The sequence below is a fragment of the Bacteroides faecium genome, from assembly GCF_012113595.1.
Lineage (GTDB): Bacteria > Bacteroidota > Bacteroidia > Bacteroidales > Bacteroidaceae > Bacteroides > Bacteroides faecium.
Genome location: NZ_CP050831.1, coordinates 2000135 through 2020379, shown reverse-complemented (window position 1 = coordinate 2020379; position 20245 = coordinate 2000135). Strand labels below are relative to the sequence as shown.

14 protein-coding genes and 1 tRNA gene are annotated in these 20245 nt (G+C 43.7%); 12 read left to right on the top strand and 3 right to left on the bottom strand.

The window, feature by feature from the left end:
* Positions 1-46: 46 nt before the first annotated feature.
* The 11 genes from BacF7301_RS07085 to BacF7301_RS07035 all read left to right on the top strand — a co-directional run bounded on the left by BacF7301_RS07085 (position 47) and on the right by BacF7301_RS07035 (position 13221).
* Complete coding sequence (locus tag BacF7301_RS07085; RefSeq protein ID WP_167961517.1) at positions 47-1381, top strand: glycosyl hydrolase family 18 protein; 1335 nt, start codon at positions 47-49, stop codon at positions 1379-1381.
* A 20-nt stretch (positions 1382-1401) separates the two neighbouring features.
* Positions 1402-2523: an acyltransferase family protein gene (locus BacF7301_RS07080; RefSeq protein WP_167961515.1), complete on the top strand. Its 1122-nt coding sequence runs from the start codon at positions 1402-1404 to the stop codon at positions 2521-2523.
* Between the two features lie 6 nt (positions 2524-2529).
* Entirely contained in the window at positions 2530-3864 is a 1335-nt protein-coding gene (locus BacF7301_RS07075; RefSeq protein ID WP_167961513.1) for a sugar MFS transporter, read from the top strand.
* Positions 3840-5024 (top strand): N-acetylglucosamine-6-phosphate deacetylase, encoded by a 1185-nt coding sequence (gene nagA, locus BacF7301_RS07070; protein WP_167961511.1) that lies wholly within the window; start codon positions 3840-3842, stop codon positions 5022-5024. The genes BacF7301_RS07075 and nagA overlap by 25 nt, the downstream gene beginning before the upstream one ends.
* A complete protein-coding gene (locus BacF7301_RS07065) occupies positions 5008-5817 on the top strand; it encodes a glucosamine-6-phosphate deaminase (RefSeq protein WP_245208401.1) in 810 nt (269 codons plus the stop codon). The genes nagA and BacF7301_RS07065 overlap by 17 nt, the downstream gene beginning before the upstream one ends.
* 10 nt (positions 5818-5827) lie before the next feature.
* The gene (locus tag BacF7301_RS07060) at positions 5828-7381 is read left to right on the top strand and encodes a family 20 glycosylhydrolase (protein ID WP_167961509.1); all 1554 of its coding nucleotides are present in this window, start codon (positions 5828-5830) and stop codon (positions 7379-7381) included.
* 141 nt (positions 7382-7522) lie between these two features.
* On the top strand, positions 7523-10168 hold the full coding sequence (locus BacF7301_RS07055; RefSeq protein ID WP_167961507.1) for a DNA gyrase/topoisomerase IV subunit A: 2646 nt from the start codon (positions 7523-7525) through the stop codon (positions 10166-10168).
* On the top strand, positions 10168-11031 hold the full coding sequence (locus BacF7301_RS07050) for a DUF3316 domain-containing protein (RefSeq protein ID WP_167961505.1): 864 nt from the start codon (positions 10168-10170) through the stop codon (positions 11029-11031). Before BacF7301_RS07055 ends, BacF7301_RS07050 begins: the two co-directional genes overlap by 1 nt.
* Before the next feature lie 49 nt (positions 11032-11080).
* The gene (locus BacF7301_RS07045; RefSeq protein ID WP_167961503.1) at positions 11081-12115 is read left to right on the top strand and encodes a S41 family peptidase; all 1035 of its coding nucleotides are present in this window, start codon (positions 11081-11083) and stop codon (positions 12113-12115) included.
* 74 nt (positions 12116-12189) lie between these two features.
* Positions 12190-12271 (top strand) — tRNA-Leu (locus BacF7301_RS07040).
* Positions 12272-12330: 59 nt separating this feature from the next.
* Entirely contained in the window at positions 12331-13221 is an 891-nt protein-coding gene (locus tag BacF7301_RS07035; protein ID WP_167961501.1) for a carbohydrate kinase family protein, read from the top strand.
* 579 nt (positions 13222-13800) lie between these two features.
* Here BacF7301_RS07035 and BacF7301_RS07030 read toward each other — a convergent pair.
* From BacF7301_RS07030 to BacF7301_RS07020, 3 genes are all read right to left on the bottom strand, one after another.
* The gene (locus BacF7301_RS07030; RefSeq protein ID WP_167961499.1) at positions 13801-14163 is read right to left on the bottom strand and encodes a hypothetical protein; all 363 of its coding nucleotides are present in this window, start codon (positions 14161-14163) and stop codon (positions 13801-13803) included.
* A 4-nt stretch (positions 14164-14167) separates the two neighbouring features.
* Positions 14168-14971: a hypothetical protein gene (locus tag BacF7301_RS07025; protein WP_167961497.1), complete on the bottom strand. Its 804-nt coding sequence runs from the start codon at positions 14969-14971 to the stop codon at positions 14168-14170.
* Between the two features lie 308 nt (positions 14972-15279).
* Complete coding sequence (locus tag BacF7301_RS07020) at positions 15280-16818, bottom strand: tetratricopeptide repeat protein (RefSeq protein WP_167961495.1); 1539 nt, start codon at positions 16816-16818, stop codon at positions 15280-15282.
* Between the two features lie 361 nt (positions 16819-17179).
* Between BacF7301_RS07020 and BacF7301_RS07015 the strand changes: the two genes are divergently transcribed.
* Positions 17180-20245 carry a SusC/RagA family TonB-linked outer membrane protein gene (locus tag BacF7301_RS07015; RefSeq protein WP_209319509.1) on the top strand — a complete coding sequence of 1022 codons (3066 nt, stop codon included), beginning with the start codon at positions 17180-17182 and terminating at the stop codon, positions 20243-20245.

Sequence of the window (20245 nt, the reverse complement as noted above, 5' to 3'; positions counted from 1 at the left end):
GATTTATAAGAATATCAAACCAGGAATAAATAAAATAAGATACTATATGAAAACAAATTACCTTTTTTTTCTATTATGCCTCATCGGTATAATGTCAGGAAGTTGCAAGGATGATTCTGCCAACAATCCGGTATTCGGTGACGACGAAATACCTTATATCTATACGGATATGCAGGAAACGACATCGGCCATAGCGGGCGAAGTGACGGAATTCAAAGTGCTGGTATCTCCGGCAGATGAAAAGACTTCCGTTAAATGGTTACTGGACGGTGAAGAAATAGGAACAAGCGCTTCACTGGTTTATACTTTCCCCGAAGCGGGCTCTTTCAGGCTGCGTATCGAAGTCAGACGAAACGGATTATTAAATTACAGGAACTTTGCCCTGACGGTAAAAGAGCCGGTGACACCCCCCGAAGAACCGACTCCTTCCGAATTAAAAAAGAAAATATTCTGCTACTTGTCAAACGGCGCTATCGCCAGCCGCGAAATCGCATGGGAGCAGATGTCTCATTTATGTGTCGTAGGTGGTGTCACGACTGACGGAACTATCCAGGCAGCGACTACTCTTCAGGCAAATGCCGATTTCATCAAGCAAGGACAAGCCAAAGGAGTGAAAATCTTACTATCCATGGATCTCGCCAGCGTAATGAAAACCATGACGGATGAGTTCCGTCAATCACTCGGGGAAAGAGCTTTGCAAGTGGTGGAAGATTGCGGCCTGGACGGAATCAATGTTTTCTTTGAAGGATGGACAGGCAGCGGTGCAGGTGGTTCCGACAAAGCAGAGAATGCAACTTACGCAAGTCACCTGAAAGCACTTTACCAACAACTGAAAGCCGGACTGGGCGATAAGTTACTAACAGCCGGTGTAAAAGGGGACAGTGAAGGTATGTGGGGAAGTCAGAATGCCTACAACGGTGATTTCTCGATGTTCGAATCCGTGGATTATATCAATGTGGCGATATATAACTTTACCGGAGCCTGGGCTTCATCCGCAGTAGCCCAACACGCAAGTTACGAGCATTTCACTGCTGCAGCGACTCAGTGGAGTACTATCAACGGAATTGATAAGGGAAAAATCATTTTAGGCTTACCGGCCTATGGAATCCAGTTCCAGAGTACCACTGTCCCGACCGGTGCCGTACGCAAAGCATACAAGGTTATTTTAACGGAATATGCAGCGGACAGTCCTGTCGAAAAAGATGAAATCGAAAAGGATGGCAAAATTGTCTTCTATAACGGTCACCCGCTCGTGCAACAGAAATCCGACTATGTGGTGGATAACGGCTTCGGCGGAATTCTGCTGAATGACCTTTCGGACGACTCGGAAGACGACGCAACAAGTTTGCTGAACGTCATCTACAAGACCTTTATAAAATAATAATCCAATATTTAGGATATATGTCGACTCAATCAAATAGATTACTTGCACTTGACGTAATAAGAGGAATTACCATTGCCGGAATGATTTTGGTTAACAATCCCGGTTCCTGGCAGTCTGTTTATGCCCCGCTAAAACATGCACAGTGGAATGGGCTAACCCCCACAGACTTGGTTTTCCCTTTCTTTATGTTCATCATGGGCGTAGCTATCCACTTCTCATTACGTAAGTTTGAGAAGTTGGATACTGCCGTCAGCATGAAAATCATCCGTCGCACCGTGGCACTCTTTGCCGTAGGAATCGCTCTGGACTGCTTTTCCAAACTTTGCTACGGAACGTTTTCATGGGAAAATTTGCGTATTCTCGGCGTGATGCAACGACTTGCCCTTGCCTATGCGGGCGGTGCGTTCCTTGCCATCATCGTTCCGAAAAAATACTATCTGGGCGTGGCCGGCGGTATCTTGTTGGTATATGTCGGCTTATTACAGGGTTTCAATGGGTATATACATTCTGCCGACAACTTGATTGCAATGATTGACGTCAAGTTATTAGGAGCCAGTCACTTGATTAAGGAAGCTGCCGATGGCGGCAGCTTCGCTTTCGAACCGGAAGGATTGCTTAGTACCATACCTTGTTGGGCACATGTATTGCTGGGCGCATATGTCGGCAATATAATTACCGATACAGGCGATAATAGAGAACGTGTCCGCAAGATTGCATTGTTCGGGACAATTCTGCTCTTTGCGGGCTTCCTGCTGCAATACCTCGACCCTATCAACAAGAAGTTGTGGACAAGTTCATACACGCTGGTGACTTGCGGAGCGGCCTCGCTTCTTCTCGCCCTGCTGATAGATGTCATAGATGTCCGTCAACGAAAAGGATGGAGCCGTTTCTTTGAAGCCTTTGGCGTAAATCCCCTGTTCATGTACTGTGTCGGCTGGATTGCCAGTGTACTGTTCAGCCTGTCGTTCATTCCTTGGGACGACCGGGTTATCAGCATACGCGGTTTACTCTATAATCAGACTCTGCAACCTTTGCTGGGCGATTATCTGGGTTCATTCATTTACGCCTTGATTTTCATCATTATCATTTGGGGATGCGGATATGTCCTCTATCGTAAACGCATTTATATAAAACTGTAAAAAGAGATGTCTATGGATAACGTTCAATCAAGACAACCGTCCAACCTGATCCCGATGATTATGCTGGGGATGCTGTTTTTCATCTTCGGATTGGTGTCATGGGTCAATTCCATCCTGATACCTTACTTCAAGGTATCCTGCGAATTGACGCATACACAATCCTATCTGGTAGCCCTGGCATTCTACATTGCCTATCTGGTCATGTCTATTCCTGCCGCCCGGCTGATTGGCCGGGTAGGCTCGAGACGGGGCATTATGATCGGATTATGGCTGATGTCGGCAGGAACGCTCATGTTTGTTCCCGCCGCCTATACAAGAGCCTATTCTATATTCTTGACCGGGCTGTTCACAATAGGAACCGGGCTGTCCATACTGCAAACGGTAGCCAATCCTTATGTAACCATACTCGGCCCGATAGAATCCGCGGCAAGGCGTATCAGTATTATGGGACTTTGTAACAAGATTGCCGGTATTCTCGCACCTTTATTATTCGCGGCTGTCATCTTGAAATCGACAGATAATGAATTATTCGAAGTACTCAAAAACAACAGCGTTACGGGCGTAGAGAAAGATATTCTGCTGGATGGTTTAATCCGAAGAGTCATTGTTCCTTATTCCGTACTTTCATTATTCCTGTTTTTATTTGGCTGCGCCATCTATTTCATCCGGTTGCCGGAACTGGGAAATAACCAGCAGGAAGATATCACCCATGCCAGCAAAGACCGCCAATCTATCGGTTCATACCCTTATCTTATCATGGGCGTATTTGCCATCTTCTTTCATGTAGCGGCACAAGTGATTTCCATTGATACTATAATCAGCTATGCGGAGAGTATGGGGTTCAATCTTCAGGAAGCCAAGATTTTCCCCAGTATTACATTATCGTGCGCTCTTGTAGGTTATTTTCTAGGTATCCTGTTGATTCCGCGCTTTGCCAGCCAGCAACTCATGCTTCGGATTTCTACCGTAGGCGGATTGATTCTGTCAGTTTGCGTACTATTCATCCCCGGCACGATACAGATGTCCGGACATACGACTTCACTTTCCATCTGGTGCCTGAGCCTGATGGGAGTATGCAATGCATTGATTTATGCAGGAATATGGCCGCTTGCCATACACGACTTGGGACGCTGGACAAACTTAGGTTCTTCATTTATGGTGATGGCTTTATGCGGAAATGCTTTTATGCCCGTCATCTATGGATTGATAGCAGATCACCACGGACTGCGTAGCGGATATATTGTATTGATACCTTGCTTTCTTTACTTGATTTTTTACGCTTTCTATGGATATAAAATTAATCACTGGTCAGAACTATGGAAATTAAAAAAGGACAAATAACCAGAATATTCAACGGAGAAATCATCACTCCGGACAAAAATCTCGGAATAGGTACCGTACTTATCTCCGAAGGAAAAATCATAGGTGTGGAACCCGGAAATTATAAAGTGGCCGACAGTGTGGATTATGATGCCAAAGGCGGTTTTATCGCTCCCGGTTTTATAGACCTGCATACCCACGGCGCAGGGGGCTCCGATTTCATGGATTGCACGGAAGAAGACTGTCTTGCCATTGCCCGTGAGCATCTCAAGCACGGAACAACCTTGCTCTATCCCACCACTCTGGCTTCGGATAACCAGGAACTGCTTCGTTTCCTTGATGTATATGACCGCGTGAAAGGACAACATGCCGGTGCCGCATTTGGTGGTTTGCATTTGGAAGGCCCCTACTTTGCCTATGCATTCCGGGGAGCGCAAGACCCTCGTTATTTGCGCAATCCGGCCCCCGAAGAGTATATGGAGATATTGGACAAAAGTCAGGATATTGTTCGTTGGAGCATTGCTCCCGAATTGCCCGGTGCTTTAGAATTTGGCGATCTTTTGCGAGGAAAGGGAATTCTTCCATCCATTGCCCATACCGATGCCATATATGAGGACGTGGTAGAAGCTGTTCGTCATGGTTTTACGCATATCACCCATTTCTATTCCTGTATGAATGGAATCACCCGGCGAAATGCGTACCGCTATGCAGGATGCATCGAAGCCGGTTATTTACTGGACGAAGTGACCATTGAACTGATTGCAGACGGAATACATGTTCCGGCTCCTCTCATGAAACTGGCTGTTAAAAACAAAGGAGCGGAGAAGATAGCCTTAGTAACCGATTCTATGCGTGGCGCAGGTATGCCCGAAGGAAAAAGCATACTGGGAAGCCGCGAGAAAGGGCAGGAAATTATTATTGAAGGCGGAGTCGCCAAAATGCCTGACAGGCAGTCTTTTGCGGGAAGTGTGGCAACAGCCGACCGCCTTGTACGGAATATGTATCAATTGGGAGAACGCTCTATCGAGGAAGCTGTATGCATGATGTCCCTGACTCCCGCCACCATTATGGGAATCCAGGAACAAAAAGGTAAAATAGCCAAGGGATATGATGCTGACATTGTGGTGTTCAATGCAGACATTCAAATTCAACAAGTATTTATTAATGGACAACAATATTAGAGTAACTATGGAGATTATTGAAACAACAGAAATAAAAGAATTAAAAAAAGACAACTTACGCATCCGTATATGCGACAGCCGTTGCACTCTGGGCATGGATGCCGCCCAAACTGCAACGCAAGTCATAAACCAATTATTAGCCCAGAAGAAAGAAATCAATATTCTGTTTGCAGCAGCTCCCTCGCAAAACGAGTTTCTTGCTGTCCTGCAAAAACAAGACCTTCCATGGCATCGCATCCATGCTTTACACATGGATGAATATGTCGGGCTAAAACCTGACGCCCCACAACGTTTCGGAAATTTTCTCAAAGAGCATATCTTCGATTCTGTTCCTTTTCAATCGGTAAACTACTTGTTCAGGGAAGGAGCAACACCCGAAGAAATCTGTAATACTTATGAGCGAATCCTTCAGGAACACCCTCTCGACATTATCTTTATGGGAATCGGGGAAAATGGGCATATCGCCTTCAATGATCCGCATGTAGCCCGTTTTGATGATCCTCAACTGGTTAAAATCGTATCATTAGATGAAGTTTGCCGTATGCAACAAGTACATGACGGTTGTTTCTCCCATATTGATGAAGTTCCCCGGCAGGCTGTCACTGTCACTATTCCCGTCATGCTAAAAGCTACCTGTATTTTCTGTATGGTTCCGGGAAAACCGAAAGCAAAGGCTGTGAAGAATACATTGTATGGCCCTGTCAGTACAGACTGTCCGGCATCCATACTCCGAACGCATCCGCATGCGACACTTTATTGCGATTTAGACAGCGCATCACTTTTACCCATTTAAAATAGCAACCATGAATAACAATCTACATTCTTTTATATACAAAAGCCTGTTTCTATTAGGTATATTCTTGTGTTCATGTGCTCCTGCAAAAAGCGCACAGTCCTCTTCCGACTTTAAAGTCAGAGCTTTCTACCTGGATTGCCGTACGCAAGTAATGACGGTTTCGGCTATTAAAGATTTCGCTTCCGATTTGTTCACGAAAGGAATTAACACCTTACTGATAGAATATGAGGCAACTTTTCCTTTTCAGAAACATGCTACTCTATGCAATCACTTGGCTTTCAGCCGCAATGAAGTCAAAGATATTATCAAACATTGCACTTCGTTGGGAATAGATGTAATACCATTACAGAACTGCTTCGGGCATAGTGAATATATTCTGCGTCATGATCGGTATGCCCATTTGCGGGAAGATAGAAAAGAAGTGTCACAGGTATGTCCGCTGAAAAAAGAAGAAGCAAAAAAAGTATTCCGGGAAATATTTCGGGAAGTGGCAGAGCTACATCCTTCTCCTTACTTTCATATAGGAGCTGATGAAACTTATTTATTGGGAAGTTGCGCACAATGTTCCAAAGTAGAAAAGTCACGACTTTTTGTTGATTATATAAAGGCGATGTATGAAGTGGTCAAAGAGATGGGAAAACAACCTATCATTTGGGCAGATATTATTTTGATGCATCCTGAAGCCGTACAGGAATTACCCAAAGACCTTATTTTCGTAGACTGGAACTATGGTTGGGAACCGGATCGTTTCGGTAAACTCGAAAATCTATTGAAACTGGGGGTAAAGATGTGGGGAGCAACGGCTTTGCGCTCTGCACCGGACAATGTGTATTTAACCCAATGGATGAAACACTTTGATAATTTGACTACATTCCTGCCCTTTGCCCGTTCACATGGTTATGAAGGAATCATAGAAACATCCTGGTCTACTAGCGGCACGTATGGTTTTCATTACGATAATGGCTGGGAAATTATCAGTATGCAGCCTGTCCGCCAGGTTTACCCGATGTCCGGTTTCCAGATATTGATAGACGCTTATTGCCAGGCAGCCAACTCCCAAGAAGCATTAAATTCCCGGGACTTTATCTTATCATACGCACAGCAGCGGTATGGGCTTTCCAATAAAGAAGCACAAATCTTCCTTGATTATTTCTCCCTTCCCCAAGAATTGGTTCGCAATGGAAAGGATAGCAAAGGAACGGCTATCGGGCAAGTTATCTCAAGCAACAAAGAATTCAAAAACAAATTCGATAAGCTCTCGCCACGGCAACATTCCAACGAATTTGAACATTATCGGTTAATGCTGGATCTGCGTATTAATTATCTTAGCTATAAAGAGATTGAGTTTATTTATAATTCAAACAGTTATGATATGACTCAAGCGTCAGAGCTTGCTCAAAGACTGAATAAAATAATATCCGAAGCAGATAAGCTGGACAAACGTTTTGTACATATCAACAAAGGGTATTTAAAATCCGGACAAGCGGAAGAGATAAATGCGCTGAGAACAGAAAAGATGAAAGAACTATACCATGCTTTGTTAAGGCAGACTAAAATGTAAGTTACACTTCGCTGGTTCAGTGATAAAAAACGTGAGTTCTTTTCGTCCTCATATGAATTTATTTCGTATTTTTGCGTGGACATCCCCTTTTTTGATGTTTAGGAAGAAAATTTGTTGTAAAAGCAAAGCGAAGATTGATATATGAGTGACGAAATTAACGAGATACCGGAAGGACATTCAGACTACAAACCGGCGGACGCGCGGGACGAAAACGTAAAACATCAACTGACAGGCATGTACCAGAACTGGTTTCTGGACTACGCTTCGTATGTGATTCTCGAGCGTGCCGTCCCCCATATTAATGACGGTTTAAAGCCTGTTCAGCGACGTATCCTGCATTCCATGAAGCGTCTGGACGACGGACGATATAACAAAGTTGCCAACATTGTGGGACACACCATGCAGTTCCATCCGCATGGTGACGCTTCCATCGGAGATGCCCTGGTGCAGCTCGGACAGAAAGATTTGTTAATCGACTGCCAGGGTAACTGGGGTAATATCCTTACCGGAGACGGTGCTGCCGCTCCCCGTTATATCGAAGCGCGCCTTTCCAAGTTTGCTTTGGATGTTGTTTTCAATCCCAAAACGACCGAATGGAAACAGTCTTACGACGGGCGAAACAAGGAACCGGTCACTCTTCCCGTGAAATTCCCGCTATTACTGGCACAGGGCGTGGAAGGTATCGCCGTAGGACTTTCTTCCAAGATTCTGCCGCACAACTTCAACGAACTTTGCGACGCTTCTATCAGCTACCTGCGCGGCGAAGAGTTCCAACTCTATCCCGACTTCCAGACGGGCGGTTCCATCGACGTAGCCAAATACAATGACGGCGAACGCGGCGGAGCAGTGAAAGTACGCGCTAAAATCAACAAGCTCGACAACAAGACACTTGCCATCACGGAGATTCCTTACGGCAAGACCACTTCATCCGTCATCGACTCCATCCTGAAAGCTGTCGACAAAGGAAAAATCAAAATTCGTAAGGTAGACGACAACACGGCTGCCAACGTAGAAATATTAGTGCACCTGGCACCCGGCACGTCATCGGACAAAACGATAGACGCCCTCTATGCTTTCACCGATTGCGAAGTGAGCATCTCGCCCAACTGCTGTGTTATCGACGACAGCAAGCCCCACTTCCTCACCGTCAGCAAAGTATTGAAAAAGTCGGCAGACAACACGCTCGACCTATTGAAACAGGAGCTGGAAATCAAGAAAGGCGAAATACTGGAGGCCTTGCACTTCTCCTCTCTCGAAAAGATATTTATCGAAGAGCGTATCTATAAGGACAAAGAGTTCGAACAATCCAAAGATATGAATGCCGCCTGCGCACATATCGACGAACGTCTAACACCCTACTATCCGACATTTATCCGCGAAGTGACCAAAGAGGATATTCTCAAACTGATGGAAATCAAAATGGGACGTATCCTGAAATTCAACTCGGACAAAGCGGACGAACTCATCGCCCGGATGAAAGAGGACATCGCCGAAATTGACGACCATCTGGCGCATATCGTAGATTATACCGTCAACTGGTATCTGATGTTGAAGAACAAATACGGAAAGAACTTCCCGCGCCGCACGGAACTGCGCAACTTCGACACCATCGAAGCCGCCAAAGTAGTGGAAGCGAACGAAAAACTCTATATCAACCGTGAAGAAGGATTTATCGGAACAGCCTTGAAGAAGGACGAATTTGTGGCTTCTTGTTCGGATATTGATGATGTCATCATCTTCTTCCGCGACGGCAAGTACCTCGTTACGCCTGTTGCCGACAAGAAGTTTGTCGGCAAGAACGTTCTTTACGTCAACGTTTTCAAGAAAAACGACAAACGGACGATTTACAACGTAGCATACCGCGACGGGAAAGAGGGAACAACCTATGTCAAACGCTTTGCGGTGACTTCCGTAGTCCGTGACCGTGAGTATGACATCACACAGGGTACGCCCGATTCACGTATCACCTATTTCAGTGCCAATCCGAACGGGGAAGCCGAAATCATCAAGGTTACGTTGAAACCTAATCCACGCGTACGCCGCATCATCTTCGAACAAGACTTCAGCGAAGTGGGCATTAAAGGCAGGCAGGCACGCGGCATCATCCTCACCCGTCTGCCGATACACAAAATCGCCCTGAAACAGAAAGGCGGTTCGACCCTCGGCGGGCGTAAAGTATGGTTCGACCGTGACATTCTCCGCCTCAACTATGACGGCCGGGGTGAATATCTGGGCGAATTCCAGAGTGAAGACACCATACTGGTCGTTCTGAACAACGGTGACTTCTACACCAGCAACTTCGACCTGAGCAACCACTACGAAGATAATGTAAGCATCGTCGAGAAGTTCGACTCCAACAAGATATGGACTGCCGCGCTTTATGATGCCGACCAGCAGAATTATCCGTACTTGAAACGTTTCTGTTTTGAGGGTTCCAACCGCAAGCAGAACTATCTGGGCGAGAACAAGAATACCCGCCTCATCTTGTTGACTGACGAATTCTATCCCCGTCTGGAAGTTGTATTCGGCGGACACGACAGTTTCCGCGAACCGTTGGAAATTGATGCGGACGAATTTATCGCAGTCAAAGGATTCAAGGCCAAAGGCAAACGTATCACTACCTACACGGTAGAGACGATTAACGAACTCGAGCCAACCCGTTTCCCCGAACCCGAACAGCAACCGCAGGAAGAACCGGAAGAAGAACCGGAGAACCTGGACCCGGACAGTGACAAGAGCGAGGGGGATATTATTGATGAAATCACCGGGCAGATGAAATTATTCTGATGAAGAAAAAACTAATATACTGGGGGCTGACAGGATGCATCCTGTTCGCCCTCTGCACAAAATTACAAGCGCAGACCGACAGTCTGCAAATCCATCGCTATGTAACACGTGCCACCATGTACGGTGTCGGATTTACCAATGTGTTCGACACCTATCTTTCGCCTCAGGAATACAAAGGAATCGACTTCCGTGTTTCCCGCGAAACGATTCGGATGACCAAACTGTTCGACGGGAATATTTCCGTGCAGAATTTCTTCCAGGCAGACATCGGTTATACACACAACCGTGCCGACAACAATAATACATTCTCCGGTCTGGTCAACTGGAATTACGGTCTTCACTACCAGTTCCGGCTGACGGAGAACTTCAAGTTGCTGGCAGGTGGATTGATAGACGCTAACGGTGGCTTTGTTTACAATCTCCGGAACACCAACAATCCCGCTTCCGCAAGAGCTTACGTCAACCTGGACGCTTCGGGAATGGCAATCTGGCATTTGAAAATCAAACGTTATCCGATGGTGTTGCGTTATCAGGTCAATTTGCCTGTAATGGGAGTACTTTTCTCGCCGCACTACGGACAATCCTATTATGAGATATTCTCCTTGGGCAACTCTAGCGGAGTGATAAAATTCACTTCCCTGCACAACCAGCCTTCACTCCGCCAGATGCTTTCCGTCGACCTTCCGATAGGATATACCAAAATGCGTTTCAGTTATCTGGCCGATTTACAGCAGTACAAAGTAAATAATATCAAGACACATACCTACTCTCATGTATTCATGGTAGGATTTGTGAAAGACCTATACCGTATCCGAAATAAAAAAGGAGCAAGCGTCTTACCATCATCGGTAAGAGCCTACTAAGAGAGCAAAAATTTAATGTTGAAACTTCAAAGCGTGAGAGATAACAAGAATGAAAAATAAGATTATACAACTACTTTTGCTAATCTGCTGCCTGCCGGCGCTGACCGGTTGCATCAGGGAGGATGAGTACGCCAATGATCCCGTAGGCAACTTCGAGCAACTATGGAAGATTATTGACGAACAGTACTGTTTTCTGGAAGCAAAAGGAATTGACTGGGATGCCGTTCACGAAGAATACAGAAAACTGATTATACCGACCATGTCCAACGATGACCTGTTCGACATTCTAAGCCAGATGCTGTATATCCTGAAAGACGGGCATGTCAATCTTTCTTCTGCAAAACGCACTTCTTTTTACGATGATTGGTATCAGGGATACGACTGGAACTACCGGGAAGATATTCTTTATCAGACTTATCTGGGCAGTGCCAGCAGTGGTTATTACACAGCTTCCGGCTTGAAATATAAGATATTTGATAATAATATAGGATATATCCGTTATGAAAGTTTCAGCGCCGGAGTTGGAAACGGTAACTTGGACGAGGTTCTCCTCTATCTGGCACCTTGCAATGGATTAATCATTGATGTACGCGACAACGGCGGCGGAAATCTGACGAACTCTACCCGCATTGCCGCCCGGTTTACTGACAAGTTAACTCTAACCGGCTACATTAAGCACAAAACCGGTCCGGGACATAACGACTTCTCCAACTTTGAACCGATTTATTTGGAACCATCCAACAGTATCCGTTGGCAGAAAAAAGTTGTAATACTAACCAACCGTCGTTGTTACAGTGCTACAAACGATTTTGTCAATACAATGCGCAGCCTGAATAAGGATAATGAAGAAAAAAGAATCATCCAAGTCGGTGACTGGACCGGAGGCGGTTCGGGGCTTCCTTTCTCATCGGAATTGCCGAATGGTTGGAGCATCCGCTTTTCTGCGAGTCCGCACTTCGACAAAAATAAGCAATCATTAGAAGAAGGTATCGCACCGGATATTGCCATCAATATGTCTGAAGCAGACCAACTTAAAAAGAAAGATACCTTGATTGAAAAGGCATTCGAGATATTAAGTGAATAACTTTATTACCGAATAATTTGTCAAATCAGAAAATCTTCCTATCTTTGCACCGCTAAACAAAAAAAGCTACACATGCGGATGTGGCGTAATTGGTAGCCGCGCCAGACTTAGGATCTGGTGCCGTGAGGCGTGTAGGTTCGAGTCCTATCATCCGCACAGAAATAAAACTAGAAGCCTTCAAGATACTGTCTTGAAGGCTTTTTAATTGATTGGATATGAATAAACATCAACTCTGCTGTATCGGTCACATCACACTGGACAAAGTGGTTACTCCACAAAGCACAGTCTATATGCCTGGCGGAACCGCCTTCTATTGTTCGCATGCCATCCGCCATTTTAATGATATTGACTATGCATTAGTGACAGCAGTCGGTGCTACTGAAATGAACGTAGTAGAACAACTACGCGAAGCAGGCATTAATGTTACCGCATTGCCCAGCAAGTATTCGGTATATTTTGAAAATATCTATGGAGCCAATCCCGACGACCGTACCCAACGTGTATTGGCAAAAGCAGACCCTTTCACCGCCCCCCAACTCAAAGAGATAGACGCAGAGATTTACCATCTCGGCTCCCTGCTGGCAGACGATTTCTCATTGGAAGTAATCAAGGAACTTTCCCGGAAAGGGTTGATAGCGGTAGACTCGCAAGGTTACCTTCGCGAAGTACGCGACACACACGTGTATCCGATAGACTGGACAGACAAACGGGAAGCGTTGCAATATATTCATTTCCTCAAAGTCAATGAGCACGAGATGGAAGTGTTGACCGGGCTCGCCGACCCGCACGAAGCCGCCCGCCGGTTACACGAATGGGGAGTAAAAGAAGTGCTGGTCACCCTCGGAAGCATGGGTTCCCTTATTTTCGACGGAACCGGCTTCTATCGCATTCCCGCTTACAAACCCGAAAAAGTGGTAGACGCGACAGGATGCGGAGACACTTATACTATCGGCTACTTGTACCAACGGGTATCAGGTGCAAGCATTGAAGACGCGGGACGCTTTGCCGCAGCCATGTCTACATTGAAAATTGAGAAATCCGGTCCTTTCAGCGGAACAAAAGAAGACGTCATTCACTGCATGGAGACTGCGAAAGAAATGTTTTAAACAGCAACACCAGTTCCGATATAGCGATAAAAGCTTAGTATTCCGACGATGAATAGAGCAACTCACAACTTTTATCGCTAATCAGGAAGCTATTAATCCAGAAATAACGAACCGCACAAAACTCACTTTATCTGTTTCTTCAATCGTCGAAAAAACAAAAAGCAAACAATACAACCTACTATTACAGCCCCTAAAAGCGACCATAACCAGCCATATTCATTTCCTCTCAGAAAGCTTATTACTACCCAAAATATCACTATGAAATAAACGTAGGAGCCAATAATACTCATTTTCAAGGAGACAGAATTATTATCTTTGACTTTAAAAAAGAAAAGCATTATAGCATAAAGTAACTGCAACAGCAAAACGATACCTAATCCCATCTTGCTGTTATTATTCATATAAAACAAAGAGGTAAACATTATATTCAGAAGTACAAAGACTCCCAATATACAGAAATGAATTTGTTTTCCCATTCTTATCTAGTAAACATTAAAAAGTAAATACTAATCAACATAAGGAGTAGCTGCTACTATTTCTGCTGATTCTGTAGAGTGTGTATCAATATATAGAATAGAACTATCTGTCTATTTTTTGTTTCATTATCAAAAAGTACGCACTTTGTAAGACAACACCCACAAAAATCACTTTTATAGCATTAACTTCAATGGAGTGCTCACGTAAGACCTCTACAATTTTTAATGCACAAAATAGAGAAATAATAAACGTAAAAGAATACTGCAAAGCTTTTTTCCTAACTTCTAAGAATCGTTTATCTGTTCTCTTACAGCACCAAGGGAACAAACAAGCCAAACTAAAACCAACAGCAATAGATATTAAATCATCATATGCGGATTGCCACATAAACAACTCATACATTCCCCAAATAGCCAGTAGAATGAGAATGATTATATCGGTCAAATTATCTTTTACATATTCCATAACATTACAACACTTCATCATTACCATTATAATTAGCAGTAGAAGCCTCTTCTATACCATTATCGACTTCTGCTGAGGTACTATCCGATGTCTCTACAGTGGCTGTAGCAGGATCTAAACATTTGTCCAAAGAATAAGAGAAAGCTGCCCCCCAAATTACACTCATCGCACCACAACATGTTAAACCCAACAAACCACCAAGGCAATCAGCGGCTATAACTTTTCTATTATCAGAGTTCCTTGTTGTCATAGGCTGCCAATAGTTTGAAGAAGATTTAAAAATATTACTATACACAACTAAGTACTCCCCACCTACATAATTCTTATATTTTTCTGCTAATAAACTTAATTCATAAGAAGATAAAATGCAGTTCTCGTCAGTAATCTCATAAAGGACATGTTTAACCTCGTCGCATATCCCATCATTATTTTTAATCCTATCAAGAACTAAGTCTAACGAATTCTCAAAAAACGAACTATCAATTTTCAAAGACATTACATCCTCAAAATCACTAATAGAGGTTTCACACAGCACTATCTCTTGCCCACTAATATCATACTCACCACTTGTGAATAATTCCTCTTTAAATGCATCATAATAACTTGATATATCATTAGCAGCCACAGTAGTACCTCTTGTTTGGGATGCAAAATAAGCTGCCAATAATTCATTATGAATCTCTCCTATATTTTCTATAGTAACAGACTTTTTCAGACCTTTGTTTGTGGTATCCAGACCTTCTGATTCATGACAATTAACCAAAAGAAATGCACCTAAAATAACAAAAATAAAGACTTTGGTTTTCATGGTATTCTCTTTTTTAGTAAATCAAACAATTTATGAAAAGACTTTTCCAATCCTAAAAACTTTTCATATATATTCAAACTAAGATTTGTATCACCTCTCATGGATACTCAATCTTATTGAATTCTTCAGAATAACTTCCCAATGAAGTGTTATCATAGTTCCGGAACGAGTATATTTAAAGCTATTAATTGAAACAAATGAAGCCACTTTTCTTCTAATATCCAAGCAAATGAGGTTACAATTTTAGTTACAAAACAAGATACAAGGATAATTACATGATTGGAAGATAGAAATGCAATGCTTATTTATCAGCATTCCTTATTAATAAGAAGTTTAAAAAGCTTATCACCTAATTTTTCTTTAATCCTACTCTTCCGAGTTTTAAAAGCTCCCTCAGAAATACCAGTACAGAGTAGTATCACATATTTCGGGCAGTTCATCATCAGGAATATGCAATAAAGAATATCTTGTTTTGTCAAGTTGGTACACTGTGATTTCAAGTCAGCCATCAAATCGCAGAAGTTCTCATAAAGAGATTCACAGATATTTTGACGTTCAGCAGCATTTAAATGAATCTTATGACGTAGCTCATCATTTTCAATCACATGAATTTTTCTGTAAACATCACTTTCTTTGTATAATTTAAGGCACAAATCTAGCTTCATTTTAAAATACGTCTCAAAGTCCTCATTTTCGGGTTTTATAGAGTCCAAAGCAGCATTAGTATCCTCATCAAAAGATGTATTTTGTAAAATACCAGCTTTCAATCCATTGAGTTGTTTCTGCAATTTGATTATTTTATTTTTACTTAGCCTATCCTTCAATAGAAACACAAGAATAATCAAGACGCATAGACCACCCAGAGACAGTAGTTTAATTCTATTATTCAAAAATAATTGTTGTTGCATCAATTTTGCCTCATATCTACCCACCATTTTTTCTATTTCTAACGCATTAGTCGTTTCTTGTATAGAATCAGATAAAATAAGAAAAGAATCGACGGCAGCCATTGCTGCCGAGAAGTTTCCCTGTTTCCTTTCTAAATCATAAAGCTCATAGCAACTACCTGCATGACTATATATATAAGGAGATGTCTTAGCGATATTAAAATAGTAACGGGCAGAATCCACCTGGTTCATATGCTTCAAGATTCGTCCTTTCAGAAAATACCCAGCCCAAAGCCTATCCTTTGAAGGAGCAATAGCAATAGATAATGAAACGCACAAATATGCTTTCTGAAAGTCTTTCTTCTTTTCATAGATATGCGCCAAATCGCTTAGTACTACATAACGCCAGCGCTTATCATCATATTTTTCGGCAATAGATAAAGCCTTTTGATAATACAAGAGAGAACTGTCCAATTGATTCTGAAGATGATGTATGACTGCCATTCCACGATAACCATAACAAAGTTCCATTTCATTATGCTGCTCACGATATACTTTACAAGCTTTCCGATACATATCTAGTGCATCTGCATACATATCCTGATCTTCATAACAGGCAGCCAGTTTTACATAGATTGCTCCCAAATATAAACCGCCGCACTTATCCGGCATCACCTTTACAGCTTTCAGAAAAGCATTCACCGCAGCTCTCATTTTACGCATATCCTTATTAGCGCATCCCCAATAATAATACGCTTGCATTTCTCTCTCCTTATTTCGTCCTCCCGCATAATAATTCACAGCTTCACGAATTAATGAATCACTCGTCTTCCGTATTTGTAATTCATCCTGTACACGTGAATATAAGATTGCATAATCTGCTCTTTCTTTTCTCGAGAGTTTTCCGGGATAATTTATAGACTTAAGCATTGGCAGAGCACTATCCGGAGATATTTGCATAAGCGAATCGGCACATTTCAAAAGACATGATTCAGGGTTACTATCCTTCCGACAAGAAGATGTAAATAATGAAATAGCAACAAGACAAATCCAAATCATTATAAAACAAAACCTCATAGCATATGATTTATAGATAGGATTCGCAATTTAACAAATAAGATACAATTCCCCAAACATTATCTATAAAATTATCTTACTACAAGTATCATATCATAAACATCGTACCACAAAAAACAAGCCCCCAATGTTAAAATCGGGCATTCTTTCTTTTTCCAAAATCTTTTTTGCATTTCGTTTGTTCATTTTGTTACTTTCGCCGGCAGACGGCAGAAAAAAAAGACTTCAACCTAAATAGTAACAAATGGAAAAATTTAATGCAATGAGGACTAGACTTTTACAACATCTTCAGACAAAAGCCACCAGGCTAAAGGGCGTCATTGCGCTCACTTGCCTGCTACTGGTTTCTGCATCTGTCTTTGCACAGACCAAGACAGTGACAGGAACAGTGACGGATGCTGCCAATGAGCCATTAATCGGTGCATCGGTACTCGTACAAGGAACTTCCACCGGAACCATCACGGATATGGACGGTAAATATTCGATCTCTGTCACCCCGGAGGACGTACTTGTATTTTCATACGTAGGTATGACTTCACAAAGCATCAAAGTGGGAGCACAGAACGTTATCAACGTCACCTTGAAAGAAGACTCGCAAGTACTAGCCGAAACAGTCGTTATCGGATACGGTAGTGCAAAGAAAAGAGACTTGACAGGTTCTATCACCAACGTCAAAGGAGAAGAGATAGCCAACAAGCCGGCGATGAACCCGCTTTCTTCCCTGCAAGGCAAGGTGGCAGGTGTACAAATTGTAAACTCCGGACGTGCCGGCGCCGACCCGGAAATCCGTATCCGCGGTACAAACTCTATCAACGGATACAAACCCCTCTACATCGTTGACGGACTCTTCAACGATAACATCAACTTCCTCAACCCCGAGGATATCGAGTCTATGGAGATTCTGAAAGACCCGTCATCCCTCGCCATCTTCGGTGTCCGTGGTGCGAACGGTGTCATCATCATCACCACCAAGAAAGCGAAAGAAGGACAGACATTGGTGAACATAAACACCTCCTTCGGATTCAAGAAAGTAGTGGATAAAGTGAAAATGGTGAATGCCTCGCAATTTAAGGAGTTGTATAGCGAGCAGCTTGCCAATCAGGGAGATGACCCGTTCGATTATACCGGCTGGGATGCAAACACCGACTGGCAGGACGAGATTTTCCAGACAGCCTTTATCACCAACAATAATATAAGTATCACAGGAGCTTCACCCAAACATAGTTTCTATCTGGGTGTAGGCTACTCTTACGAGCAAGGTAACATCGAGCATGAGAAATTCAGCAAGGTGACTATCAATGCCAGCAATGACTATAAAATCACAGACTTCCTGAAAGTCGGTTTCCAATTCAACGGGGCACGTATGCTCCCAGCCGATTCCAAGCAGGTATTGAACGCGCTTCGCGCCACTCCTATCGCTCCGGTATATAACAATGAATATGGGTTGTATACCTCTTTGCCCGAATTTCAGAAAGCACAGATTAACAACCCGATGGTGGACGTCGGACTGAAAGCCAATACTACCAAAGCCGAGAATTACCGTGCATCGGGAAACATCTTCGGTGAAGTGGATTTCCTGAAACATTTCACTTTCAGGGCGACATTCTCCATGGATTATGCATCCAATAACGGACGTACCTACACTCCTATCATCAAAGTGTACGACTCTACGGTGAAAGGAGATGTTTCTACTTTGGGCACAGGAAAGACGGAAGTCAGCCAGTTCAAGGAGACCGAAACGAAAGTGCAGAGCGACTACGTACTGACATACACCAACAGCTTTGATAACGGGAATCATAACCTGACAGCTACTGCGGGTTTTACTACCTATTATAATTCATTGAGCCGACTGGACGGAGCACGCAAACAGGGAGTAGGTCTGGTCATTCCCGACGATCCGGACAAGTGGTTTGTCAGCATCGGAGATGCTGCTACCGCTACCAACGGAAGCACGCAATGGGAACGCAGCACCCTGTCTATGCTGGCACGTGTCATCTATAATTATAAAGGCAAATATCTGTTCAACGGTTCATTCCGCCGGGACGGCTCTTCAGCCTTCTCCTATACAGGCAACGAATGGCAGAACTTCTTCTCACTCGGTGGCGGCTGGCTGATGAGTGAAGAGGAATTCATGAAAGATATCAAGTGGCTGGATATGTTGAAAATCAAGGCATCATACGGTACATTGGGTAATCAGAACCTGGATAAAGCCTATCCTGCCGAACCGTTATTGACCAATGCCTATTCGGCAGTATTCGGCCGGCCTTCTATCATTTATCCGGGATACCAGCTTGCCTATCTGCCCAACCCGAACCTTCGCTGGGAAAAGGTGGAAGCCTGGGAAGCGGGCTTTGAAACGAACCTGCTTCGCAACCGCCTGCACTTCGAGGGTGTGTATTATATGAAGAATACCAAAGACTTGCTCGCTGAAGTTCCCGGTATTTCAGGAACAATCCCCGGCATCGGCAACTTGGGACAGATTCAGAATAAAGGTGTGGAAATGGCAGTGACCTGGCGTGACCGAATCGGCGAATGGGGGTATTCCGTCAGTGCCAACCTTACTACCATCAAGAATGAAGTAAAGAGCCTTGTCCAGGACGGATATTCTATCATTGCCGGAGACAAGCAGCAGAGCTATACGATGGCGGGCTATCCTATCGGATACTTCTACGGATACAAGGTGGCAGGTGTGTACCAATCACAGGCTGACATCAACTCATCTCCCGAGAATACCCTCGCCACAGTTACCCCCGGTGACCTGAAATTCGCCGACGTGAATGGCGACGGAAAGATTACCCCGGAAGACCGTACGATGATAGGCAACCCGACACCGAAGGTGACTTACGGTTTCTCTCTCGGAGTTGACTACAAGAACTGGTCGCTGGGCATTGACATGATGGGACAAGGCGGAAACAAAATTTACCGTACCTGGGATAATTACAACTTTGCCCAGTTCAACTATCTGGCACAACGCATGGACCGTTGGCACGGGGAAGGCACTTCAAACAGCCAGCCATTGCTGAACACCAAACATTCCATCAATACAATGAACTCGGAATATTACATTGAGGACGGTAAATTCTTCCGTATCCGTAATGTACAACTAGCTTACTCTTTCGACAAGAGCTTACTCGCCAAGATACGCCTGCAAGCCCTGAAAGTTTATGTCAACATACAGAACCTGAAGACATGGAAGCATAACACCGGATATACACCGGAACTGGGTGGCACGGCTACCGCATTCGGCGTAGACAACGGGAGCTACCCCGTACCGGCAGTCTACACCTTCGGAATCAACTTAACTTTCTAA